We start from the raw sequence: 21329 nt of genomic DNA, 5'->3' as shown, positions 1-21329 counted from the left end.
ATGAAGATCAAATCATTAGAAATATATGGCTATGGTAGATTTATTGAAAGAAAGATTGAATTCAATGCTAATTTTACAGAGATTTATGGTGAAAATGAAACAGGTAAATCAACAATTCAAGCTTTTATCCACTCTATATTATTTGGATTCCCAACAAAGAAAGAAAGCGAACCACGTTTAGAACCACGATTAGGAAATCAATATGGTGGGAAACTTACATTAATTCAAGATGATGGCTCTTTAGTCGAAGTAGAGCGTATTAAAGGTAGTGCAACAGGCGATGTTAAGGTATATCTACCCAATGGTACGATTAAAGATGAGAGCTGGTTGAAAAAAGAACTGAATTACATCTCTAAACGTACATATCAAGGCATTTTTTCATTTGACGTATTAGGATTACAGGATATTCATAAGAATTTAGATGAAACTCAATTACAAAATTATTTATTGCAGGCGGGTGCGCTTGGATCTACAGAATTTACAAGCATGCGCGAATTGTTAAATGAAAAAAAAGAATTTTTATATAAGAAAAATGGCCGTAATCCATTAATTAATCAACAACTAGAACAATTAAAAGAATTAGAAGGTCAAATTCGTGAGGAAGAAGCTAAATTAACGACATACCAGCGTTTGGTTGATGATAAAGATAAATCAGAAAGACGTCTAAGTAATTTAAAACAAAATTTGTCCCAATTATCCAAAATGCATGAGCGAAAACAAAAAGAGTTAGCGTTACATGAACAAACTCAAGAGTGGAAACAGCTAGAAACAAAATTAAACATAGAGCCAATCGTTTTCCCAGAACAAGGGATAGATCGTTATGAATCTGCTAAAATTCAAACTCAAAATTTAAAGCGTGATATTAGCTTAAGAGAAGAACGATTAGCACATCTTAAAGCAGAAAATGAAAAAATTACAGTACCTAAACAAAGTGATATTGATGCTTTTAACCATATATATCAGCAAGAAAATGAAATAAAACAAAAAGAATATGAATTAAAGGCTTTAAACAAAGAAGTTCAAGATAAAACGCGAGAAAAAGAAGGTTTGAAATCAAATATTGGTTGGCAGACTGTACATCATGAGATAGATGGTTCTGAAGCAATGAAGAGTCACGTCAGTAATCAAATTAAAAACAAGCAAGAACAAACTGCATATATTCAACAACTTGAACGAAATGTTGAAGAAAACAAAATCGATAAAGAGACCAATGATGCCGAAATTAATGCGTTAGAAGCGGATATTGTACCGGAAGAGAATTTTGAAAAGAAAAAACAACATAGTAGACAAGTATTTGAATTACAAGAGAAAAATAATCTCTATCAAAAAATGAAAGAAACATTTGATAAAGAACAGCGTGAAAATGAAAAGAGACAAAATCTGTTGCGCATGAGTTTAATCGTGTTAGCGTTAGTGGGTATAGGTCTGACAATTTTCTCCTTCGTATCATCAAATGTATTGTTTGGTATTATATTTGCTGTGATGTCACTTGTATTTATTGTAGGAATTTTCTTTGTTAAAACTAAAAAAGTTGGTCATAGTGAATCATTTTCTAAAGAAATAGATGATTTAGAAATTCAAATTAATAAACTTGAAGATAACTATGATTTGGATTTTGATTTAGACGATCAATACAGAGTGCGTGAGCAATTGCAAAATGCAATTAAGACTAAGGAAGCTATTGATAAAAAATCAGACTATCTCATTCGCACATTAGAACAAGCACAACAACAATATCAAAATGCACAAGACAACATAGATAAAGTTAAATCAGATTTATTCTTATCTGAAAAGATGTCTGACGAACTCATAGTTGATAGTATTGGCACAATGAACAAGATTAAAGCGCATGACAAACATATAGACGAATTACAGCAACAAGCGCATGATTTACAACAACAATTAGCAGAATTTTATGCGCATGCACAAGAAGTAACAAAACAACAATGGACATATTTCAATGAACTGTCTTTATTCCATGATATTAGCCAATGGTTGAAAACAGAAACAAGTAATTTAGAAAAATGGACGCGCAATAATGAACAAATCGAATTAATTGAAAGTGAAGTTTCACAATTGCATAATCGTCTTAATGAAAATAGCAATGTGATTGCACGACTGTTTGATTTTATAAATGTAAATGATGAAGAAGCATTTTATCAACATCACGTGCAATATAAAGACTATCACCGAAATATGGCACGTTTTAATGACTTAACTAAGTATTTAGAAAATCAAAATTATAACTATGATACAAGTTCAAAATTAAGTGAAAAGACAGCAGCTCAACTAGCTTATGAAGATGAAGTGTTATCAGGCCAAGTTGATGATTATAATGATCAATATTTGGAAATGCAATCAGAAGTAAGTGATTTAAATGCTAAAATCACTGATATGGAAACCGATAAAACATTAGCAGACTTAAGACATCGTTTTCACATACTCAAAAATAAAGTAAATGATGAAGCTAAAGATTGGGCAAGTCTAAGCTATTTACAAGCATTGGTTGATGGACATATTAAACAAATTAAAGATAAACGATTACCACAAGTGATAAATGAAGCAACTGATATCTTTAAACACTTAACTAATGGGCATTATGTACAAGTTACTTATGCGAATGACAATTTAATGGTAAAACAAAACAATGGTCAAATGTATGAACCAGTTGAATTAAGTCAGTCAACCAAAGAAATTCTTTATATTGCATTACGTTTAAGCTTAATTAAAATATTGAAACCATATTATCCATTCCCAGTTATCATTGATGATGCATTTGTTCATTTTGATAAACAGCGAAAAGATATTATGATGAATTATTTAAGACAATTGCCAAATCATTATCAAATTCTATACTTTACATGTGTCAAAGATACTAGCGTGCCTTCAAAACAAATTATTACCTTAGATAAAATCGAGGAAGGCGGTAAAAAATGAGAAATGTAGAAAAATTAAATCCTGGTGATTCCGTTGATCATTTCTTTCTAATCCATAAAGCGACGCAAGGTGTGACAGCACAAGGCAAAGACTATATGACGCTTTATTTACAAGATAAAAGCGGAGATATCGAAGCGAAGTTATGGACAGTAAGTAAAGAAGATATGAAAATATTAGAACCAGAGAAAATTGTTCATGTCCTTGGTGATGTAATAAATTATCGTGGCCGTAAACAAATGAAAATAAATAAAATAAAATTAGCGACACCGGAAGATAACATGAAAACACAAGATTTTGTTGATGGTGCACCGCTAAGCCCAGATGAAATTCAAGATGAAATATCTCATTATATGTTAGAAATTGAAAATGCACATTTACAACGTATTACACGTCATTTGATTCGTAAACATCAAGATGCATTTTTCACATTTCCAGCAGCGAGTACACATCATCATAACTTCTCTAGTGGCTTAAGTTATCATGTACTTACAATGTTACGTGTTGCAAAGTCTATTTGTGATATTTATCCTTTATTAAATCGCAGTTTATTATATAGTGCGATAATATTACATGATATGGGGAAAGTGAGAGAATTAAGCGGTCCGGTAGCAACAACTTATACAGTTGAAGGGAATTTACTTGGACATATATCTATTGCAAGTGATGAAGTAGCTGAAGCTGCGAGAGAGTTGAACATTGATGGAGAAGAAGTGTTATTACTTCGTCATATGATATTAGCACATCATGGTAAAATGGAGTATGGATCACCTAAATTACCACATATGAAAGAAGCAGAAATTTTATACTTTATCGATAATATTGATGCTAAAATGAATATGTTTGAAAAAGCATTCAAGAAAACAGATAAAGGCCAATTTACTGAGCGTATTTTTGGCTTAGATGGTAGACAATTTTATAATCCTAAATCAATAGATTAATAGGACATTTTTAAAGCAGCTAATCAAAGTAAAGTGTTGATTAGCTGCTTTTTAAAATAGTTAAAGGCGCTAGGGGATAACCTAACGCCTTTTGTTAACAATTATTAAATTATTGACCAGCAGTCATACCAGCGCCACTTTGCATAGCTTGTTGTTGTTGCTGTTGCTGCTGTTGTTTGATTTTTTCAGGATCTAGGATAGAATCTTCAATGGCTTTTTTGATATCACGATCTTTATAGTCTACTTTATATTCATCTAATAAATCTTTATATGCATCCGTAAGTAATTTTGGATCTTTTTGAACTTTTGTTTGAATTAATTGAGACTTAAGCTTACCTTTTTCTTTGTTAAAGTCATCTTCTTTATCAGCTTTGATGATATGATAACCATAATCCGTTTTTACAACTTTAGATACGTCGCCTTCTTTAAGTTTGAATAGGGCTTTTTCAAATTTTTTTTCCATTTGACCTTTAACAACGTAACCTAAACTACCATCTTTTTTAGCTGATGATTTATCCATAGAGTCTTCTTTGGCAATTTCACCAAATTTATTTGGATTTTTCTCAACTTGCTTTTGGATTTTTTCAGCTTTTGCTTTTGCTTCTTTATCAGATAAACCTTCTTTATCATCTTTGTTTTCTTTAACTTTAATTAAAATGTGTGATGCTTTTTTAGTTTGATCTTTGATTTCTTTGTCTGACATTTTCACTTTATCATTTAATAATTCTTTTTGATAAGCTTGTAATTTTTTCTGTTCTTTATAATCGCCTAAAGACATTTTTTGTTGTTTTAGCATGCTTTCAAATTGGTCTTTACCACCATATTGTTTTTCTTCTTTTTTAACTTCTTCATCAATTTCTTTAGTGTTTACATCATCTTTATACTTATCAGCGAGTAACTTGTTTAATAAAATAGAAAATGAGCTATTCGCGATTTGTTCATCACCAATTTTATTCATAACATCTTCTACTTTAACATCACCAGCTTTAGATGAAATAATTGTATCTTCTTTTGAGTCTGTTGCGCTATTACCACATGCACCTAATAATAAAGCACTAGCCGTAACAGGTAGTAAAACTTTTTTAAATGTTTTCATAGTTGGAAACTCCTTTTGTAAGAATAACAACGTAAATATAACATATTATTTACTATTCACCAATTAGAAACCTATGATCTACGACTATAGTATTAAGAATAGAGAATAATAACGCGATTTCGTCAGGATAAATTCAGAAACAGCACGTGGTACAAAAAAGCGAGCCTAGACATAACTAGATGTCTCAGGCTCTTGGCAAATTAGGCAGCAGATGATTGAATTGAAAATGTAAAGTCTCACTGCTTAATTCATTAAGTTAGTGAGACTTATGCATGAGCTTAAGCTAAGGTAAACTTTTAACTCTAGTCATCTTTGCCGGGGTGGGACTACGAAATCTTTAATAAAAAATTAGATTTCTATCCCACTCCCACTGCATAAAATATAATTTGCTAATACTAATTGATATCACTTGATTTGACTTTATTAAGAATATTGATACCTGTTTGATGCTCTTCAATGTAGGATCCTTCATTTGAGAACAGGATAATTTTTAAATATAGAAAATCCATTACAGAATAACCCATGTTTAATGCTATTAAAAACATTAAATAGTGTCCATATTGTGGGTATAATGTACTGACATATGCACAAATCGCTGTAATAATTATAAAAGGTGTAATTAAATCAAAACAAAAATAATACTTATTTACAGGCGTATTGACGTATGTGTTATAGAATGGAATATTCTTTTGACGTAGTAATTTATGTTTTTTAAACGATTTATAATATGGAATTAAGAAAATTAAATGTATTGCTTTGTGCAAAGGATATAAAATAATCACAAGCAATAGAAATATTAAAAAATATTGATCTGTTAATTTGGTATTAGAAAAGAAATATAGAATTTCATATGCAATAAGAAAGGTAATGATAGTTGTAACTAAACTGAGAAATGCAATCCTGGGTAAGCCAAAACGTGCATTAATATCAATTTGTCTTGTACAAAGATACACTTTCTATCATACTCCCTTCAATTAATTAAGTAGTCTGTATACTTTGGTATTATCTAACTTAATTTGAGTAAGGTCAAGACTATTTTAAGGTTAAATCAATCTTAATTAATTGTGAACGAAGGAGAGAGCATATAAAAAAACAAGCTAGTTCATTTTTTAATGATTCTAGCCTGTTTTTTTTAATTATAATCAATCTTATTTATCTTTTTCAAATGCTTTAGAAATTTCTTCTCCACGATTTTGAAGGTTCTCGATATGTGATTGTAGATTTTCAATATTTGGATTGATATCTGATTTGAAATCACCAATCATTGTTTTAACTTCATCGCCAATAGATGTACCGAATTCAGTACTTTCAGTTTTAATTTGTGCAACGTAATTTGCAATATCATTAATACTTTGTTTAATTGTGTTTATTTCTCTATCAACTTCAGATTCAGCACCTGCTGGTCGTTTGTCGCGCGCTGAGAATTGGTTTGAATCCTTTTTATCACGATTCATTAAAGCTACACCAACTCCAGTTGCAATGCCTGCACCTAGACCTAGTAAAATTTGAGCTGTTTTCATAAAAATTCTCCTTATCCTTAATAATCTCTCATCTATTAATATTTTTTGTATACCCTTTTAATTGTTGTGTAAGCATGATTATTCGAATTGAGCTACGATTTCTTTTGCAATTTGAGCTTTTTGTTTATCATCAATTTGATCTTCATGAGTCTCCCATTTGTAACCAAAACCATCTATATCATTTTCATATCTTGGCAATAAATGAAAGTGTAAATGAAATACAGATTGATCCGCATATTCTCCATTGTTCTGAATAATGTTTAATCCATCTGGATTGAAGGCAGCTTTAATTGCATTGGCTACTTTAGGCAGTGCTGCGCCGATGTGTTGCATCGTTTCACTATCCGTTTCAAAAATATTTGCTGAAGCTTTTTTCGGAATTAACAATGTATGTCCTTTAGTCACTTGTGATATATCTAAAAATGCATATACAGCATCGTCTTCATATACTTTATGACTTGGAATTTCGCCATCTAAAATTTTGCTGAAAATTGTTTCTGACATGAATCTTCACTCCTTGTAAGATTGTTACTAAATATTATAGCATTACATGTATATTTCCGTCAGTTTTCAATAGTAAATTTATGACTAATCATTGATTTTTGGTACAATATATTTTGTGGAGGTGCCTTATGACAGTAAAAGTAGAACAACTTACAGGTGGTTATGGTAAACGACCTGTTATTAAAAATATAAATTTTGAATTAACACAAGGTGAAATTGTGGGCCTCATAGGCTTAAATGGTGCAGGTAAGAGTACAACGATTAAACATATGCTTGGATTATTAACTCCAATGGAAGGGAAGTTATCAATTTCTGATATTGATATTAAGCAAGACGTCGAAGCATATAGAAGAAAATTGTCGTATATTCCAGAGTCTCCGGTTATTTATGAAGAACTAACATTGCAAGAGCACATATATATGACTGCAATGGCATATGATATCAGTAAAGAGACTGCTATGGAACGTGCGCGCCCGTTACTTAAAACGTTTCGTTTAGAAGATGAATTAAATATATTTCCGAGTCATTTTTCTAAAGGGATGAAACAAAAGGTCATGATTATATGTGCGTTTATTGTAAATCCTGAATTGTATATCATAGATGAACCATTTCTTGGTTTAGATCCATTAGGTATACAATCGATGCTAGATTTAATGGTTGAAAAAAAGAATGAAGGACGTACAGTTCTCATGAGTACGCATATTTTAGCAACAGCTGAACGATATTGTGACAGATTTTTAATTATGGATGAAGGTGAAGTCGTAGCATTCGGTGATTTAAAAGCATTACAAGCTCAAACAGGCTTAAGCGGGAAAACATTAGATGAAATTTATATTCATGTGACACAAGGTGGTCAAGATACATGATGCAAGAACAAGATGCCAAACAATTATTTAGTGTAAGAAAGAATGCGATTGCTAAAGAAAAACGCTATTATAATAAATTTATTTTTAATGGGCATTTTTCGGTGTTTTTGGTCATTTTATTAGGCGCATTTATTTTAGGATATGGAGATTGGTTAAAATCAATACCTAAGAATATAAATTATGCACTTATTGCGAGTGTTATTGTAGCAATTACTTCTATGTTTCCGCTCAGAACATTACTTAAAGATGCCGACAGATTATTTTTATTACCATTTGAAAAGCATATGTCGATATATATATCGTATAGTTTGAATTATAGTTATTTTGCAAGAGTAGGTTTGCAAATAATTATGATAATCATATTATTTCCACTTTTTTATGTGTTAAATAATAAGACTTATGACTTTTATATATTATTTGCAGTGCTAATGCTGATTTTACCGTATGTAGGTTTACTATTAAAATGGCAATGGTATAAATATCGACTTGAAAGTTGGTCATTACATACATTGCTTTTTATTCTATATACATCTAGTTATTATGTCGCATTAGATGCGAAGCAAATTGCTAGTGTGACATCTATACTTTTGATAATTGGTTTAGTGATGCTATTAAAAGCACAAAATAAAAATCAATTATTTCCTTGGGAGAGATTGATAAAATCAGAACAACAACATCATATGAATTATTATAAATTCGTAAATATGTTCACCGACGTAAAACATCTTAAAGAAACTGCTGTTCGAAGAAGTTATTTAGATCCTTTATTAGGAACTCCGAAAAGCAAACAATTTAATGAAAACTATATGTACCTCTATTTATTTAAAAGGAGTTTTGCGAGAGGAAAGGACGCATTTAATATCATATTAAGACTTGTGTTAATAGCATTAATATTAATGTTTTGGCTAAACCATCCAGTTGTCACTGTGATAATAGGTAGTTTGTTCATGTATATTATATTGCTACAAATGGCACAGTTTTATACGCAACAAGCATATGGTCTTTGGCCGCAAGTATGGCCAAGTTCAGATACCAAAGTTATAAAAGGCTATGAGCAGTTTTTATATAGATTGATGGTTATCGTGGGTATATTATTTGTAATCGTTTATGTTATTACATTCCCAATGTATAGTTATTTTGGACTTCTGTTTTTCTTAGTTGGCTGGTTAACAATTAGAAATGTGATAAAAAAATTAAAATATCAAGAAGCATTATTGAAAGATTAAAAAATAGTGGTGACTCGATGTTTATTAACATCGGAGCACCACTATTTTCAGAAATGATGATTTAATTATTTTTAATGATCGTCGATAGGGAATAGATATCGCTCAAAATAACTTGAATGTTGACCACTCGCACCGAAGAATTGACTTAGTGCTGATTTATCAAAGTTATCTTTAAATACTGAAGATGCTTTAAAATCTTCGTATGCTGTTCTACTTTCAAATCCAAAATAAATTTTATAGGTTAGACCTTGTTCAGGTTTCAAGAAACGATAGCTTCTATAACCTGCAAATTGTTGGAAGTTTGTTGTTAAATTTTCCAATCTTTTTTCCAATTGATAGGCATGATCTTCGGAAGTAGGTACAAATATTACAGAATAAAAATAATCTTTATTTAATTCGCCTTCAGCTTTAAGCACTTCATAAACTAAAGGTTGCTTTAGAACTGAACTTTGCTCTGTTTCTTCGATAATTACTGAAGAATCAGATGCTGAAAATTGTAATAAGTTATGGTCAGGGTTGTTAAGTCTGATTTGATTCAAATAACCAAATGTCCCATAAGATGCATAAATTTTCATAATTTTGTCCCCCTTGCTTAAATTATGTAACTTTAAATAACTATTTTACATTACTATAGAAACAACCAGTGTTTCAAATAATTATAAAATAGACTTTGTTAATATTATAATTGATTTACAATATAAAACAATAGTCAAATGATTGGAACGGTGAAAGTAGACACTTTGTCTTTTTTATGACATTTTGTGTTATTAAAAGCCGTGATATATATCAATATGGTATCATAAATAAGAATGATTATAATGTGGGAGGATTAAAAGGTGCATACTAAAAATAATACAATCCTAGATATGATAAATGGGAAAGACGTTACACACACACCAGTGTGGTTTATGCGTCAAGCTGGGAGATCACAGCCTGAATATAGAAAATTAAAAGAAAAATATTCACTATTTGAAATAACGCACCAACCTGAATTGTGTGCTTATGTTACACATTTACCAGTAGATAATTATAATACAGATGCTGCAGTATTATATAAAGATATTATGACACCATTACAACCAATCGGTGTAGATGTAGAAATTAAATCAGGTATAGGTCCAGTTATACACAATCCAATTAAAAATATGCAAGATGTTGAGAAATTAGGACACATTAATCCGAAGCGTGATGTACCTTACGTATTGGATACGATAAAACTATTGACTGAAGAAAAATTGAATGTGCCTTTGATTGGTTTTACAGGTGCCCCGTTCACACTGGCAAGTTATATGATTGAAGGTGGACCTTCTAAGAACTATAATTTTACAAAAGCAATGATGTATAGTGATGAAGCGACATGGTTTGCATTGATGGATCATTTAGTAGATATGTCCATTACATATACGACGGCACAAATTGAAGCAGGTGCACAACTCATTCAAGTTTTTGATTCATGGGGCGGAGCGCTAAATGTAGAAGATTATCGCTATTATATTAAACCAGCTATGAATAAATTAATTAGTGGTATTAAAGCAAAACACAATGTTCCGGTTATTTTATTTGGTGTTGGTGCAAGTCATTTAGCTGAAGAATGGAATAGTTTACCGATAGATGTCTTAGGTCTAGATTGGAGACTTTCAATAAAAGAAGCACAATCGATGAACATCACTAAGACACTTCAAGGGAATTTGGATCCATCATTATTATTGGCACCATGGGAAGTCATTGAGCCTAGATTAAAAGAGATACTTGATCAAGGTCTAGACCATGGTAAGCATATATTCAACTTAGGTCATGGTGTGTTTCCAGAAGTACAACCTGAGACTTTAAAACGTGTAACCACGTTTGTACACGAATATACACGAAGATAGTAAGACATAAATTTTAGCTATCAAGATTTACAAATATTATGTCATATAAATCTAAAAATTATTAAACAAAAGGATGATTTTAAAATGACAAAAACTATAGGTTTGTTAGTAATGGCTTATGGCACACCATATCAAGAAAGTGATATAGAAGCTTATTATACTGATATTAGACATGGGAAAAAACCTACGGATGAAGAGTTGAAGGACTTAAAAGATAGATATCAATTTATTGGTGGTTTATCACCTTTAGCGAATACAACACAAAAACAAGGTGAAGCACTTTGCGATGCATTAAACCAAGATTATGATGATGTTGAATTCAAGTTATATATTGGTTTAAAACATATCCATCCGTTTATTGAGGACGCTGTTCAGTCAATGCATGAAGATGGTATTGATGAAGCGGTTACTGTTGTATTAGCGCCACATTATTCAAGTTTTTCTGTGGGAGCGTATAATACACGTGCACAAAAAGAGGCTGATAAGTTTGGCATCACGTTAAAGCATGTTGAACATTATTATCAACAGCCCAAATTCATTCAATATTGGACTGAAAAAATTAATGAGACATTAACTGAAATTCCGAAAGATGAACATGATAAGACAGTACTTGTGGTTTCAGCGCACAGTCTGCCTAAGGGATTGATTGAAAAAAATAATGATCCATACCCGAATGAATTGAAGCATACAGCGGAATTATTGGAGCAACATTCTGATATCATTCATGTAGCTGAAGGATGGCAGTCGGAAGGGAACACTGGCACACCTTGGTTAGGTCCAGATGTACAAGATTTAACTAAGTCATTATTCAATGAGCATGGTTATAAACACTATATATATACACCAGTTGGCTTTGTGTGTGAGCATTTAGAAGTTTTATATGATAATGACTATGAGTGTAAGGTTGTATGTGATGCACTGGGTGTACATTATTATCGTCCTGCTATGCCTAATACAGATCCATTATTTATTGGTGCTATAGTTGATGAAATTAAAAATGTTTATTAAAGGAAGCGTGAATTATTTTGACGAACAGTATCGCAATCATTGGTGGAGGCATTACAGGGTTATCTAGCGCTTATTTTATCAAAAAACAACGTCCTGACATCGATGTAACAATTTATGAAGCCACGTCTCGTACGGGTGGAAAAATTCAAACCTATAGAAAAGATGGTTACACGATTGAATTAGGACCTGAATCATATCTTGGTCGTAAACAAATCATGACAGATATTGCTAAAGATATCGGCCTTGAGAAAGATTTAATTACCAATCAAACAGGTCAATCGTATATCTATGCGAAAAATAAATTATATCCTATCCCAGGTGGTTCTATTCTAGGCATCCCAACAGATATCAAACCATTTGCTAAGACTAAATTAATATCACCAATCGGTAAGTTGCGAGCAAGTATGGATTTGTTTAAAAAACCAGTTGAAATGCAAGGTGATATTTCGGTTGGTGCGTTCTTTAGACAGCGCTTAGGTCATGAAGTTTTGGAAAATCTAATTGAGCCACTGATGGGTGGTATTTATGGAACAAATATTGATCAATTAAGTTTGATGAGTACTTTTCCAGAGTTTAAAAGAAGAGAAGAACAATTTGGAAGTTTAATTAGAGGCATGCGTCATGAGAAATTAGAACGACAAAAGCAACGACAATTGTATCCGGGTGCGCCTAAAGGTCAATTCAAACAATTTAGACATGGTCTGAGTTCATTTATTGAACATTTGACAGAGTATGTAAAAGAGCAGGGTGTGAAAATTAATTTTAATACACCTGTTAATGATATTGTCTCATCACAAATAGGTTATGATATTGTCACAGATGAAGATAAACTTACCTTTGATCGTATACTTGTAACAACACCACACCAAACGTTTATGCAATGGTTTGATAATGATCCAGCATTTGATTATTTTAAAACTATGGATGCGACAACTGTTGCTACAGTAGTGTTAGCATTCGATGAAAAAAACATTGAAAACACGTATGATGGTACGGGATTTGTCATAGCACGAACTAGTGAAACAGATATAACAGCTTGTACGTGGACAAGTAAAAAATGGCCATTTACGACGCCAGAAGGTAAAGTGTTATTACGTGCATATGTTGGTAAACCTGATGATTCTGTTGTTGATGAGCATACTGATGAAGAGCTAGTAGACATTGTTAAAAGAGATTTGAAGCAGATGATGACGTTTAAAGGTTCACCAGACTTTAGCATCGTTAATAGATTACCGAAAAGTATGCCTCAATATCATGTTGGTCATATGGATCAAGTCAAAGCGATACAGGCACATGTAAAGGAAAATTATCCGAAACTAAGGATTACAGGTGCGCCATTTGAAGCAGTTGGTTTGCCAGATTGTATACAACAAGGAAAAAATGCAGTCTCTGAATTGCTTGAAACTATTTAGTTATATTTAAAATAAAAAAATGTACCATCTCTTTAGCAATATTTTCGAAAAGAGATGGTATTTTTGCATTGTTTAAATTAGTTAAATTCAATATAAATTTATGAGATACTGTATAAGTAGCTTTGATTGAATACAATTAAACGAAAACTTTAAGTTTTTTGGGGGGAGATATAGATATGACAGATATAATTATTGTGCATTCAAAATATGGTGATGCATCTAATCATTGGTATGAATGGTTAGCAAATAATCTTGAATTAGAAGGTTATGATGTCACTTTATTTAACATACCCGTTGATGAAAATAATCAAATCGAAACATGGGTTAGCAAAATGAAAGAACAAGTTCAAATTAATAAATATGAAACGTATTTTGTTACACATGGCTTAGGTACACTGGCAGCACTAAAATATATTGAAGAATCTAAAATAGATCATATCGAAGGCTTATTTAGTATTGCTGGCTTTATGGAAGATACAAAAGTTTTTTCTGAAAATGTAAATACAGATAAATACCGAATAGACTATGAACAAGTGAAAGACAAAGTAGATAATTTTTATGGACTATGTGCAAAAGATGATACGCATGTGTCTTATAAAGAAACTAAACGTCTAATGGATACTTTAGGTGGTAAGTGTAAGGTTACTGATTTTGGTGGTCATTTTATGGAAGATGATGGATTCACAACTTTTACTAGATTGCAAAGTAAAATGCAGGAGATTATGAGTGGATAATGGAAGATATAATTAGTTTGTACATGTCTGGTTTATATGTCAGGTTTGTGGAAAAGCTTAATTATTGGATTTTATTTATATAAATAGGGAACAAAAATTAAAAATTTATAGATAAAGTCTGTTTTTACACAAATTAATCTGTAGAACCCATTGACTATGTACTGAAAACTTTATATACTAAGTTAGTCTTGTTTGATAGGGCATGTGCAAACATTAATTATGGCATTTCAATTTTAACTATAAATTAAGATAATGTTAATTATTTTTAAGATATTGTTGACATTAGGTAAATAATTATGGTATATTAATTGGGTAAGCGTTATTAATAATATTAACGCGGGATGGAGCAGTTCGGTAGCTCGTCGGGCTCATAACCCGAAGGTCGGTGGTTCAAATCCGCCTCCCGCAATTTTTTACATAGGTCTCGTAGTGTAGCGGTTAACACGCCTGCCTGTCACGCAGGAGATCGCGGGTTCGATTCCCGTCGAGACCGCCATTTTTATTAAGGTTCAGTAGCTCAGTTGGTAGAGCAATGGATTGAAGCTCCATGTGTCGGCAGTTCGACTCTGTCCTGAACCATTTTTAGCTTTATACTTTGGCGGTTGTGGCGAAGTGGTTAACGCATCGGATTGTGGTTCCGACATTCGTGGGTTCGATTCCCATCATCCGCCCCATAATCGTAAAGTGCGGGTGTAGTTTAATGGCAAAACCTCAGCCTTCCAAGCTGATGTTGTGGGTTCGATTCCCATCACCCGCTCCATTTTAATTATTCCACAGTAGCTCAGTGGTAGAGCTATCGGCTGTTAACCGATCGGTCGTAGGTTCGAGTCCTACCTGTGGAGCCATGGCCCCGTGGTCAAGCGGTTAAGACACCGCCCTTTCACGGCGGTAACACGGGTTCGAGTCCCGTCGGGGTCATACAAACAGAGGTGAATTATCGCTTCTGTTTTTTTATATGGAGAGTTGTCCGAGCTGGCCGAAGGAGCACGCCTGGAAAGTGTGTAGGCGCCACAAGCGTCTCGAGGGTTCGAATCCCTCACTCTCCGTTAATTCGATATTCCTCGTTATTCTTCGTTAAACTAAACGTTGATATAACGGGGTTTTGTTGTATATTGATATCCTTCGTTATATACCGTGAATAATGTATAAATTAATTGCTAATCCCGAAAATAACCAAATAATGATAGGGTTTGTTTGATTGAATATATGTATACAAAAAAGTTAGCAAAAAAATAAAAACTGAAATGACATCATATAAAATCATGTTAGAATAAAATTATGAGTAAGTTAGATGGATGGTGGCTAATCTTAGTATAAAGTGAGGTGGTGCTTATGCAGGTACCTATAAAAACTTTAGAAAGGAGACGCCTTGTGTGGTTTCAATTGTAGAAGCATTACACTTAATGTTAGGTTTCGGTATGTTCATCGTTACCATGTTAAGTTTAGTGATTGTAATTGTTAATTTAAACCATAAAAAATAACCATCTCTAGCTTTGACGAGTTCGATGGTTATTAGATCACTATTAAACAGTCACCGTCTTTTTAACGGGCTCAAAAGGGCAATGCATCTCAACTGCGTTGCCTCTTTATATGTATAATTTTACCTAAAAAAAGGACAGAAGACAACTACAAAAGAGATTATGAATAAATAATATGGTATGTTCATCGTTACCATGTTAAGTTTAGTGATTGCAATTTTTAAATTAAGCCATAAAAAATAACCATCTCTAGCTTTGACGATTAGTAGATGGTTATTAGATCACTATTAAACAGTCACCGTCTTTTTAACGGGCTCATAAGGGCAATGCAATGCAAGTGCGTTGCCTCTTTACTGTATAATTTTACCTAAAAAAAGAACAGAAGACAACAATATTTCTAATTAAACAGTGCCAGTAATTTTTACAAAAGTGATTTATATGAGCTAAAAAGTTTAGGTTATATTTTTGAATGTTACCATAAGTGTAAGCGAACTAATAATATTTCATAAATGAAATGGAGATTTAAAAATGGATAATAGAATAGATTATTATGAGGTAGCAAAAGAAGAATTAAATCTAATTATGGATTTAGAAAAACAACTCAAGAAGACTTCTATCGATCGTAAATTGCGCGAATTAATAAAAATACGTGTGTCTCAAATCAATGGATGTGCTTTCTGCATCGGAATGCATACTGCAGATGCTAGAAAAATGAAAGTATCAGAAGAACAAATTTATTTACTGAATGCATGGGATGATACAAATATTTATTCAGAGAAAGAGAAATTAGCGTTTAAATTGGCAGAGGCTATTACACATATTTCTAAAAATGGTGTGCCAACTGCTCTATACAACGAAGTACGTGCATGCTATTCCGAAGAAGAATATACTGACTTAGTATTAATTATTAATCAAATTAATATGTGGAATAGATTGTCAATTGCTATGGGCAACCAACATACTGTTTAATACAAGCACTCAAAAGGGGTCATCCAACTATACTTAGATGACCCCTTATTTATAATGTTAATCTTCCTGTTCATCTGTTAATACTTTTCCATTTTTGGCATCGATTGTTAATTCATGTTTAGTTGTGTCTTTTTGCAAATCTAAATCATAAACTAATTTGCCATCATCTTTTGAAAGTGACCACTCTTTGATATCACCATTAAATGATTTTTGACCTTTTTTAATGGCATCTTTATAATCTATCGCATCACTATATTTAAATGTATCTTGAGTGTCTACAGAGTCTTCTTTTTCAGATGTTTTGTGTAATACTTTTTGGTTTTTATCAGAAATAACGATTTCTGATTCTTCATTATTACTTTGTTGTTCTATTTTATAGACCCATTCACCGTTACTTTCTTCAAATGAAATGCCTTTCAATGATTGACCAGAGTATTCACTTTGTGCTTTTTTAATGGCATCTTCTGGACTTGTTTTTACCTTATCTAATTGTGTGACTTGTTTTTCTAAAGTCTCTTTACTAGGTTTATTTGAATTCGAATTATCATTAGTATTTTCTTGATCATTATTACCACAAGCTGTTAGTAATAGGGCTGATAATGATAAAGTAGTTAATGTTTTTAATTTCATTTAATATCACTCCCATTTTATATTTAATAATTAATTACCCAGTATATATGTTAACAAAACTAAATTTTATGAAAAATAGTCATATATTTTATATAACTAGTATATTTAAATAATCACAGGCTATGTTAAATATGGTTAAACGCGTTATAATATAGAATGAGATGGAGGAATGTTAGAGTGGATTTTTGGTTGAAACAACAAGCTAAACAAAATGGGGAACGTATCTTTGTGGATGATGGTGTAACGCAATTAACCTTTTCACAAATGTATCAACGTGCTACGAGCCTAGCATACGCATTAAATCAACTCGACCGTTCAAGAATAGGGTTATATATAAATAATTCAATTGATTCTATCGTACTAATAAATGCGGCATGGGTTGCGGGAATTGAAATAGCAATGATTAATACGCGTTTAACGAAACGAGAAATGATAGCGCAAATGGCATCGATTGACATAGATACAGTGATTGCAGTCGAGACACTTGAATTAGAACAATTAAATATCGTGTCTTTAAATACACTTATGACAGAGAATATCGATAAACAATATGAAGTCAATTTCACACAGAATCGAATTGCTTCTATTATGTTTACATCAGGTACTACGGGTCCTCAGAAAGCAGTGCCTCAAACGTTTAACAATCATTTGGCAAGTGCCATTGGTTGTAAGGAAAGTTTAGGATATAATCAACAAACGAAATGGTTATCAGTGTTACCTATTTATCATATATCAGGATTAAGTGTTGTATTAAGAGCATTGATTGAAGGATTTACTTTACGTATTGAAGCGAAATTTAATGCTGGAAATATGTTGAAGATTATAATGGATGAATCACCGACACATCTTTCATTAGTACCACAAACATTGAAATGGCTTATGGATGCAGGTTTAAATCAACCATATAACATAGAAAAAATACTGCTCGGTGGGGCCAAACTCACAAGTACTTTAATTACAGAGGCATTGTCGCATGAGCTACCAATCTATAATTCTTTTGGGATGACAGAAACATGTTCGCAATTTTTAACGGCTTCACCAGAAATGCTAAGCCAACGCTATGATACAGTAGGTAAACCGAGTGAAAATGTCAGCGTAAAAATTAAGGATGCAAATTTAGACGGACATGGTGAACTTCTTATTAAAGGTGAAAATGTTATGAACGGATACTTATATCCATTAAACAAAGCGAACACGTTTGAGGATGGTTATTTCAAAACTGGGGATATTGCTGAAATCGATAAAGAGGGCTTTGTTATGATTTATGATCGCAGAAAGGATCTTATCATCAGTGGTGGTGAAAATATTTATCCTTACGAAATAGAAACTGTGGCAAAGCAATTTTCAAAAATCGAAGACGCTATGTGCATTGGAGTTGAAGATGAAACATGGGGTGCGGTACCTATGCTATATTATGTGGCGGATGAGTTAATATCAGAAGAACAGTTATATGAATATTTTGCTAAACATCTTGCAAAATTTAAAATACCAAAACGATTCCAATGTGTTAAGTCCTTACCGTATACCTCAACCGGTAAGTTGCAGCGCAATCACTTATAAATTTTCTAAGGAGACGCTATGAAAATAGTAGATATCAACTTTTACCATTATGAAACTAAGTTTAAAGTGCCGGTGATTACACCAAAAGTAACGATGACATCACGTAAAGTACTCTTAATAGAACTTATTACAGAGAAGCAAAATCATTACTTTGGTGAGAGTAATGCATTTGAGACAGCATGGTACACAAATGAGACCATTGAAATTGTACAAACTCAGGCAGAGCTGTGGTATTCAAAATATAAAAATCGAACATTTGATCATTTTTCAGAAATTCAAAGTGCGTTAGATGATTTGTACGAATATCCATCGACTCGAAATACATTAATGATGGCCTGTTATCCTATGTTCCATGATTTGCACGCCTTTCATGTACCTTATGGCGCAACGTTAAACGGTTTGACAGAAGAAACTTTGCGACAATTATCCGATACGAAACCTGAACGTGTTAAGATTAAATGGACAGCTAATATATTAAATGATATTGCAACTGTAAAAAACTTGCCAGCAGATATACAAATTACAGTTGATGCAAATGAATCGTTAAATTTAAATCAGGCTGCGCAATTGAAAGCGTTAATTGATGAACGTATTTTATATATTGAAGAACCGTTTAAATCTTTAGAACAGTTAAATCATTTCAATGAACATGATTTGCCGCCAATTGCAATTGATGAAAAAGCAACGTCAGATAGAGCAATCATTGATGCGATTGAGCAATATGAGGTGGATGTAGTTGTTTTGAAGCCGTTTAGACTGGGTGGGATTGATAAGACGTTAACAATAATAGAAATACTTAAGCGTAAAAATATTAAATTTGTTATTGGTGGCATGTATGAGTATGGCTTAAGTAGATATTTTACTGCAATGTTGGCACAATATGCGGATTATCCAAGTGATATTACGCCTGAAGGGTATTATTTTGAAAACGACATTGTGCAATATTCAGGCATATTAAAAGGAGGTTCAATTTATTTTGAACCTCCTAAGGTAGATATGACGCAATTGGGACGTATCATTTCATAATGCTTAATGCTTATCTTTTTTCTTTAATGGTACAGGGTCAAACCCACCTTTATGAAGAGGATGACATTTGGATATTCTTTTAATGCCTAACCAAGTGCCTTTTATGGCACCATAAACTTGAATGGCTTCTCGTGTATACTCAGAGCACGTTGGATAGAAACGACAAGTAGCAGGAGTTAAAGGTGAAATAAAGTGTTGATAAATATGAATGAGTCCAAGAAATATTTTTTTCATAGTTTTGCCTCCAACAAAAATCTTAGCATTGATAGTTTAACATATTATGAGGAAGCGTGATGTATGTGAAGTTTAGAGATAAAGATAATGATGAAGTTTATTTAACGTATAAAATAAATAAAGACATTGCAGATGGTCAACATGTATTAGTGATTCCTATTTTTAAGCAACAATTACTGTTTACACAACATAAAATACGAGGTATAGAATTTCCAGGTGGTAAAAAAGAGGCTGGAGAAACAAGCGAAATGGCAGCTTCAAGAGAACTATTTGAAGAAACTGGGGCTTCCATTAAACACTGTGAATATATTGCGCAATACAGAGTGGACCGTCAAAGTGGGTATAGTTTTACTAAAGATGTATTTATGGTTGAAGTTGAAGAGATTGTACAACAACCCAATTATTATGAAACAGATGGTCCGCTGCTTTTTCAACATACGGATCAAATTGCAGAAGCTAAGAAAAGTTATTTGCTAAAAGATGCAGCGATACTACATTGTTTAGAGAGAGTGAGTGAACTTGGGTATTATTAATAAAAAGAGGATGCCTGTCGACGCAAAGCATCACATTTTTGAAGAAATTACGTATCAAGTAGACGGTTTAAAAGTCCGTGGATTATTAATGTTACCAAATGAGAATGTCAAGCGAATAGTAGTTTACTTGCGAGGAGGCAAGGGGCAAGTAGGAAAAGTAAGAACAGGCAGACTCATGCAATTTGCAGATGCAGAGACACTCGTGTTCGGACCGTATTATCGAGGTAATAACGGAAGTGAAGGTAAGGATGAATTCTACGGTGCAGACTTACATGATGTTACCGAAGCAGTCCGTATTTTACATCAACTGTATCCTGATTGTGCGATACATATGGTTGGCTTTTCTAGAGGAGGGCTTCAAGGATTATTAACTTTCCAAGATTTACCAGTATCTAGTTATATCATTTGGGGTGGAGTGTCAGACATATATCTCATGTATGAAGAACGCATCGATTTAAGAGGTATGTTAAAGCGTATGGTGGGTCACCCTAGAAAGCAAGCGGACGCTTATCATGAACGGGATGCCATAGCACAAATTACAGCATCAAGTCCTCCAATTCTCATCGTTCACGGCGGACAAGATCAACAAGTAGGTATTCACAACGCATATTATTTAGCAGATCAGTTGGATAAAATAGGAACAACATATCGTACGTTTTATCAAATGGAGGAAGGTCATGTGCCTAGACCATTCGCATTAACAAATACTTTAAGTTGTGTTAAACAATGGATGATGGATGTTGAAACAGGTAACATCAAATCACACAAATCATCAAAATAATTAGGT

The 21329-nt window shown here is 32.6% G+C and carries 22 protein-coding genes and 8 tRNA genes; 23 read left to right on the top strand and 7 right to left on the bottom strand.

What is annotated here, in order from left to right:
* On the top strand, positions 1–2937 hold the full coding sequence (locus tag BJS11_RS01430; RefSeq protein WP_069995014.1) for an ATP-binding protein: 2937 nt from the start codon (positions 1–3) through the stop codon (positions 2935–2937).
* On the top strand, positions 2934–3875 hold the full coding sequence (gene yhaM, locus BJS11_RS01425) for a 3'-5' exoribonuclease YhaM (protein ID WP_069995015.1): 942 nt from the start codon (positions 2934–2936) through the stop codon (positions 3873–3875). Before BJS11_RS01430 ends, yhaM begins: the two co-directional genes overlap by 4 nt.
* A 109-nt stretch (positions 3876–3984) precedes the next feature.
* On the opposite strand, the gene prsA is transcribed toward yhaM, so the two are convergent.
* The 4 genes from prsA to BJS11_RS01405 form a co-directional block, all read right to left on the bottom strand.
* Positions 3985–4971, bottom strand: a complete 987-nt coding sequence (gene prsA / locus BJS11_RS01420) for a peptidylprolyl isomerase PrsA (RefSeq protein WP_069995016.1) — start codon at positions 4969–4971, stop codon at positions 3985–3987.
* A 395-nt stretch (positions 4972–5366) separates the two neighbouring features.
* Positions 5367–5924 (bottom strand): DUF3267 domain-containing protein, encoded by a 558-nt coding sequence (locus tag BJS11_RS01415; protein WP_069995017.1) that lies wholly within the window; start codon positions 5922–5924, stop codon positions 5367–5369.
* Between the two features lie 195 nt (positions 5925–6119).
* Positions 6120–6491 (bottom strand): YtxH domain-containing protein, encoded by a 372-nt coding sequence (locus BJS11_RS01410; RefSeq protein ID WP_069995018.1) that lies wholly within the window; start codon positions 6489–6491, stop codon positions 6120–6122.
* A gap of 78 nt (positions 6492–6569) precedes the next feature.
* The gene (locus BJS11_RS01405) at positions 6570–6995 is read right to left on the bottom strand and encodes an HIT family protein (protein ID WP_069995019.1); all 426 of its coding nucleotides are present in this window, start codon (positions 6993–6995) and stop codon (positions 6570–6572) included.
* 128 nt (positions 6996–7123) lie between these two features.
* On the opposite strand from BJS11_RS01405, the gene ecsA reads away from it, so the two are divergent.
* Both ecsA and ecsB read left to right on the top strand, forming a co-directional pair.
* Complete coding sequence (gene ecsA, locus BJS11_RS01400; RefSeq protein WP_069995020.1) at positions 7124–7861, top strand: ABC transporter ATP-binding protein EcsA; 738 nt, start codon at positions 7124–7126, stop codon at positions 7859–7861.
* The gene (ecsB, locus tag BJS11_RS01395; RefSeq protein WP_374699927.1) at positions 7858–9087 is read left to right on the top strand and encodes an ABC transporter permease EcsB; all 1230 of its coding nucleotides are present in this window, start codon (positions 7858–7860) and stop codon (positions 9085–9087) included. Before ecsA ends, ecsB begins: the two co-directional genes overlap by 4 nt.
* A 71-nt stretch (positions 9088–9158) precedes the next feature.
* Here the strand turns inward: ecsB and BJS11_RS01390 are convergent, their stop codons facing one another.
* A complete protein-coding gene (locus BJS11_RS01390; RefSeq protein ID WP_069995021.1) occupies positions 9159–9662 on the bottom strand; it encodes an antibiotic biosynthesis monooxygenase in 504 nt (167 codons plus the stop codon).
* Positions 9663–9923: 261 nt separating this feature from the next.
* On the opposite strand from BJS11_RS01390, the gene hemE reads away from it, so the two are divergent.
* The 15 genes from hemE (at position 9924) to BJS11_RS01325 (ending at position 16559) form a co-directional block, all read left to right on the top strand.
* Positions 9924–10958: a uroporphyrinogen decarboxylase gene (hemE, locus tag BJS11_RS01385; protein WP_069995022.1), complete on the top strand. Its 1035-nt coding sequence runs from the start codon at positions 9924–9926 to the stop codon at positions 10956–10958.
* 84 nt (positions 10959–11042) lie between these two features.
* A complete protein-coding gene (hemH, locus tag BJS11_RS01380; RefSeq protein WP_069995023.1) occupies positions 11043–11966 on the top strand; it encodes a ferrochelatase in 924 nt (307 codons plus the stop codon).
* 17 nt (positions 11967–11983) lie between these two features.
* Entirely contained in the window at positions 11984–13378 is a 1395-nt protein-coding gene (gene hemY, locus BJS11_RS01375) for a protoporphyrinogen oxidase (protein WP_069995024.1), read from the top strand.
* A 176-nt stretch (positions 13379–13554) separates the two neighbouring features.
* Complete coding sequence (locus BJS11_RS01370) at positions 13555–14112, top strand: RBBP9/YdeN family alpha/beta hydrolase (protein WP_069995025.1); 558 nt, start codon at positions 13555–13557, stop codon at positions 14110–14112.
* A gap of 335 nt (positions 14113–14447) precedes the next feature.
* Positions 14448–14521: transfer RNA gene (locus tag BJS11_RS01365), tRNA-Met, on the top strand.
* A gap of 11 nt (positions 14522–14532) precedes the next feature.
* A tRNA-Asp gene (locus tag BJS11_RS01360) sits at positions 14533–14608 on the top strand.
* 10 nt (positions 14609–14618) lie between these two features.
* A tRNA-Phe gene (locus tag BJS11_RS01355) sits at positions 14619–14691 on the top strand.
* A 19-nt stretch (positions 14692–14710) separates the two neighbouring features.
* A tRNA-His gene (locus tag BJS11_RS01350) sits at positions 14711–14786 on the top strand.
* Between the two features lie 12 nt (positions 14787–14798).
* Positions 14799–14872: transfer RNA gene (locus BJS11_RS01345), tRNA-Gly, on the top strand.
* Between the two features lie 10 nt (positions 14873–14882).
* Positions 14883–14957, top strand: a tRNA-Asn gene (locus BJS11_RS01340).
* 1 nt (position 14958) lies between these two features.
* Positions 14959–15030, top strand: a tRNA-Glu gene (locus tag BJS11_RS01335).
* Between the two features lie 39 nt (positions 15031–15069).
* Positions 15070–15158, top strand: a tRNA-Ser gene (locus BJS11_RS01330).
* Between the two features lie 327 nt (positions 15159–15485).
* Positions 15486–15593 carry a putative holin-like toxin gene (locus BJS11_RS13240; protein WP_081333069.1) on the top strand — a complete coding sequence of 36 codons (108 nt, stop codon included), beginning with the start codon at positions 15486–15488 and terminating at the stop codon, positions 15591–15593.
* A gap of 177 nt (positions 15594–15770) precedes the next feature.
* Entirely contained in the window at positions 15771–15833 is a 63-nt protein-coding gene (locus tag BJS11_RS14115; RefSeq protein ID WP_220387132.1) for a hypothetical protein, read from the top strand.
* Positions 15834–16118: 285 nt separating this feature from the next.
* On the top strand, positions 16119–16559 hold the full coding sequence (locus BJS11_RS01325) for a carboxymuconolactone decarboxylase family protein (RefSeq protein WP_069995026.1): 441 nt from the start codon (positions 16119–16121) through the stop codon (positions 16557–16559).
* A 57-nt stretch (positions 16560–16616) separates the two neighbouring features.
* On the opposite strand, the gene BJS11_RS01320 is transcribed toward BJS11_RS01325, so the two are convergent.
* A complete protein-coding gene (locus tag BJS11_RS01320; protein WP_069995027.1) occupies positions 16617–17189 on the bottom strand; it encodes a PepSY domain-containing protein in 573 nt (190 codons plus the stop codon).
* A gap of 177 nt (positions 17190–17366) precedes the next feature.
* On the opposite strand from BJS11_RS01320, the gene menE reads away from it, so the two are divergent.
* Positions 17367–18749, top strand: coding sequence for an o-succinylbenzoate--CoA ligase (gene menE / locus BJS11_RS01315; protein ID WP_069995028.1), 1383 nt, complete (start codon positions 17367–17369; stop codon positions 18747–18749).
* 18 nt (positions 18750–18767) lie between these two features.
* The gene (gene menC, locus BJS11_RS01310; RefSeq protein ID WP_069995029.1) at positions 18768–19775 is read left to right on the top strand and encodes an o-succinylbenzoate synthase; all 1008 of its coding nucleotides are present in this window, start codon (positions 18768–18770) and stop codon (positions 19773–19775) included.
* A gap of 3 nt (positions 19776–19778) precedes the next feature.
* On the opposite strand, the gene yidD is transcribed toward menC, so the two are convergent.
* Positions 19779–20009, bottom strand: a complete 231-nt coding sequence (gene yidD, locus BJS11_RS01305) for a membrane protein insertion efficiency factor YidD (protein ID WP_069995030.1) — start codon at positions 20007–20009, stop codon at positions 19779–19781.
* A 59-nt stretch (positions 20010–20068) separates the two neighbouring features.
* Here yidD and ytkD point away from each other — a divergent pair, with 59 nt between their 5' ends.
* The gene (gene ytkD / locus BJS11_RS01300) at positions 20069–20542 is read left to right on the top strand and encodes an RNA deprotection pyrophosphohydrolase (RefSeq protein ID WP_069995031.1); all 474 of its coding nucleotides are present in this window, start codon (positions 20069–20071) and stop codon (positions 20540–20542) included.
* Complete coding sequence (locus tag BJS11_RS01295) at positions 20529–21323, top strand: alpha/beta hydrolase family protein (RefSeq protein ID WP_180365210.1); 795 nt, start codon at positions 20529–20531, stop codon at positions 21321–21323. Before ytkD ends, BJS11_RS01295 begins: the two co-directional genes overlap by 14 nt.
* Positions 21324–21329: the final 6 nt, after the last annotated feature.

The organism is Staphylococcus caeli, from assembly GCF_900097965.1.
In the GTDB taxonomy this organism is placed as follows: Bacteria; Bacillota; Bacilli; order Staphylococcales; family Staphylococcaceae; genus Staphylococcus; species Staphylococcus caeli.
Note: the sequence above shows the minus strand (reverse complement) of the source record. Positions and strands in the feature narration are given on the sequence as shown.

What these genes read in the sequence shown, in the direction of transcription:
- BJS11_RS01430 (WP_069995014.1), top strand. Translation starts at nt 1, where the DNA reads ATGAAGATCAAATCATTAGAAATATATGGCTATGGTAGATTTATTGAA.
- yhaM (WP_069995015.1), top strand. Translation starts at nt 2,934, where the DNA reads ATGAGAAATGTAGAAAAATTAAATCCTGGTGATTCCGTTGATCATTTC.
- prsA (WP_069995016.1), bottom strand. Translation starts at nt 4,971, where the DNA reads ATGAAAACATTTAAAAAAGTTTTACTACCTGTTACGGCTAGTGCTTTA.
- BJS11_RS01410 (WP_069995018.1), bottom strand. Translation starts at nt 6,491, where the DNA reads ATGAAAACAGCTCAAATTTTACTAGGTCTAGGTGCAGGCATTGCAACT.
- BJS11_RS01405 (WP_069995019.1), bottom strand. Translation starts at nt 6,995, where the DNA reads ATGTCAGAAACAATTTTCAGCAAAATTTTAGATGGCGAAATTCCAAGT.
- ecsA (WP_069995020.1), top strand. Translation starts at nt 7,124, where the DNA reads ATGACAGTAAAAGTAGAACAACTTACAGGTGGTTATGGTAAACGACCT.
- ecsB (WP_374699927.1), top strand. Translation starts at nt 7,858, where the DNA reads ATGATGCAAGAACAAGATGCCAAACAATTATTTAGTGTAAGAAAGAAT.
- BJS11_RS01390 (WP_069995021.1), bottom strand. Translation starts at nt 9,662, where the DNA reads ATGAAAATTTATGCATCTTATGGGACATTTGGTTATTTGAATCAAATC.
- hemH (WP_069995023.1), top strand. Translation starts at nt 11,043, where the DNA reads ATGACAAAAACTATAGGTTTGTTAGTAATGGCTTATGGCACACCATAT.
- BJS11_RS01370 (WP_069995025.1), top strand. Translation starts at nt 13,555, where the DNA reads ATGACAGATATAATTATTGTGCATTCAAAATATGGTGATGCATCTAAT.
- BJS11_RS01325 (WP_069995026.1), top strand. Translation starts at nt 16,119, where the DNA reads ATGGATAATAGAATAGATTATTATGAGGTAGCAAAAGAAGAATTAAAT.
- BJS11_RS01320 (WP_069995027.1), bottom strand. Translation starts at nt 17,189, where the DNA reads ATGAAATTAAAAACATTAACTACTTTATCATTATCAGCCCTATTACTA.
- menC (WP_069995029.1), top strand. Translation starts at nt 18,768, where the DNA reads ATGAAAATAGTAGATATCAACTTTTACCATTATGAAACTAAGTTTAAA.
- yidD (WP_069995030.1), bottom strand. Translation starts at nt 20,009, where the DNA reads ATGAAAAAAATATTTCTTGGACTCATTCATATTTATCAACACTTTATT.
- ytkD (WP_069995031.1), top strand. Translation starts at nt 20,069, where the DNA reads ATGTATGTGAAGTTTAGAGATAAAGATAATGATGAAGTTTATTTAACG.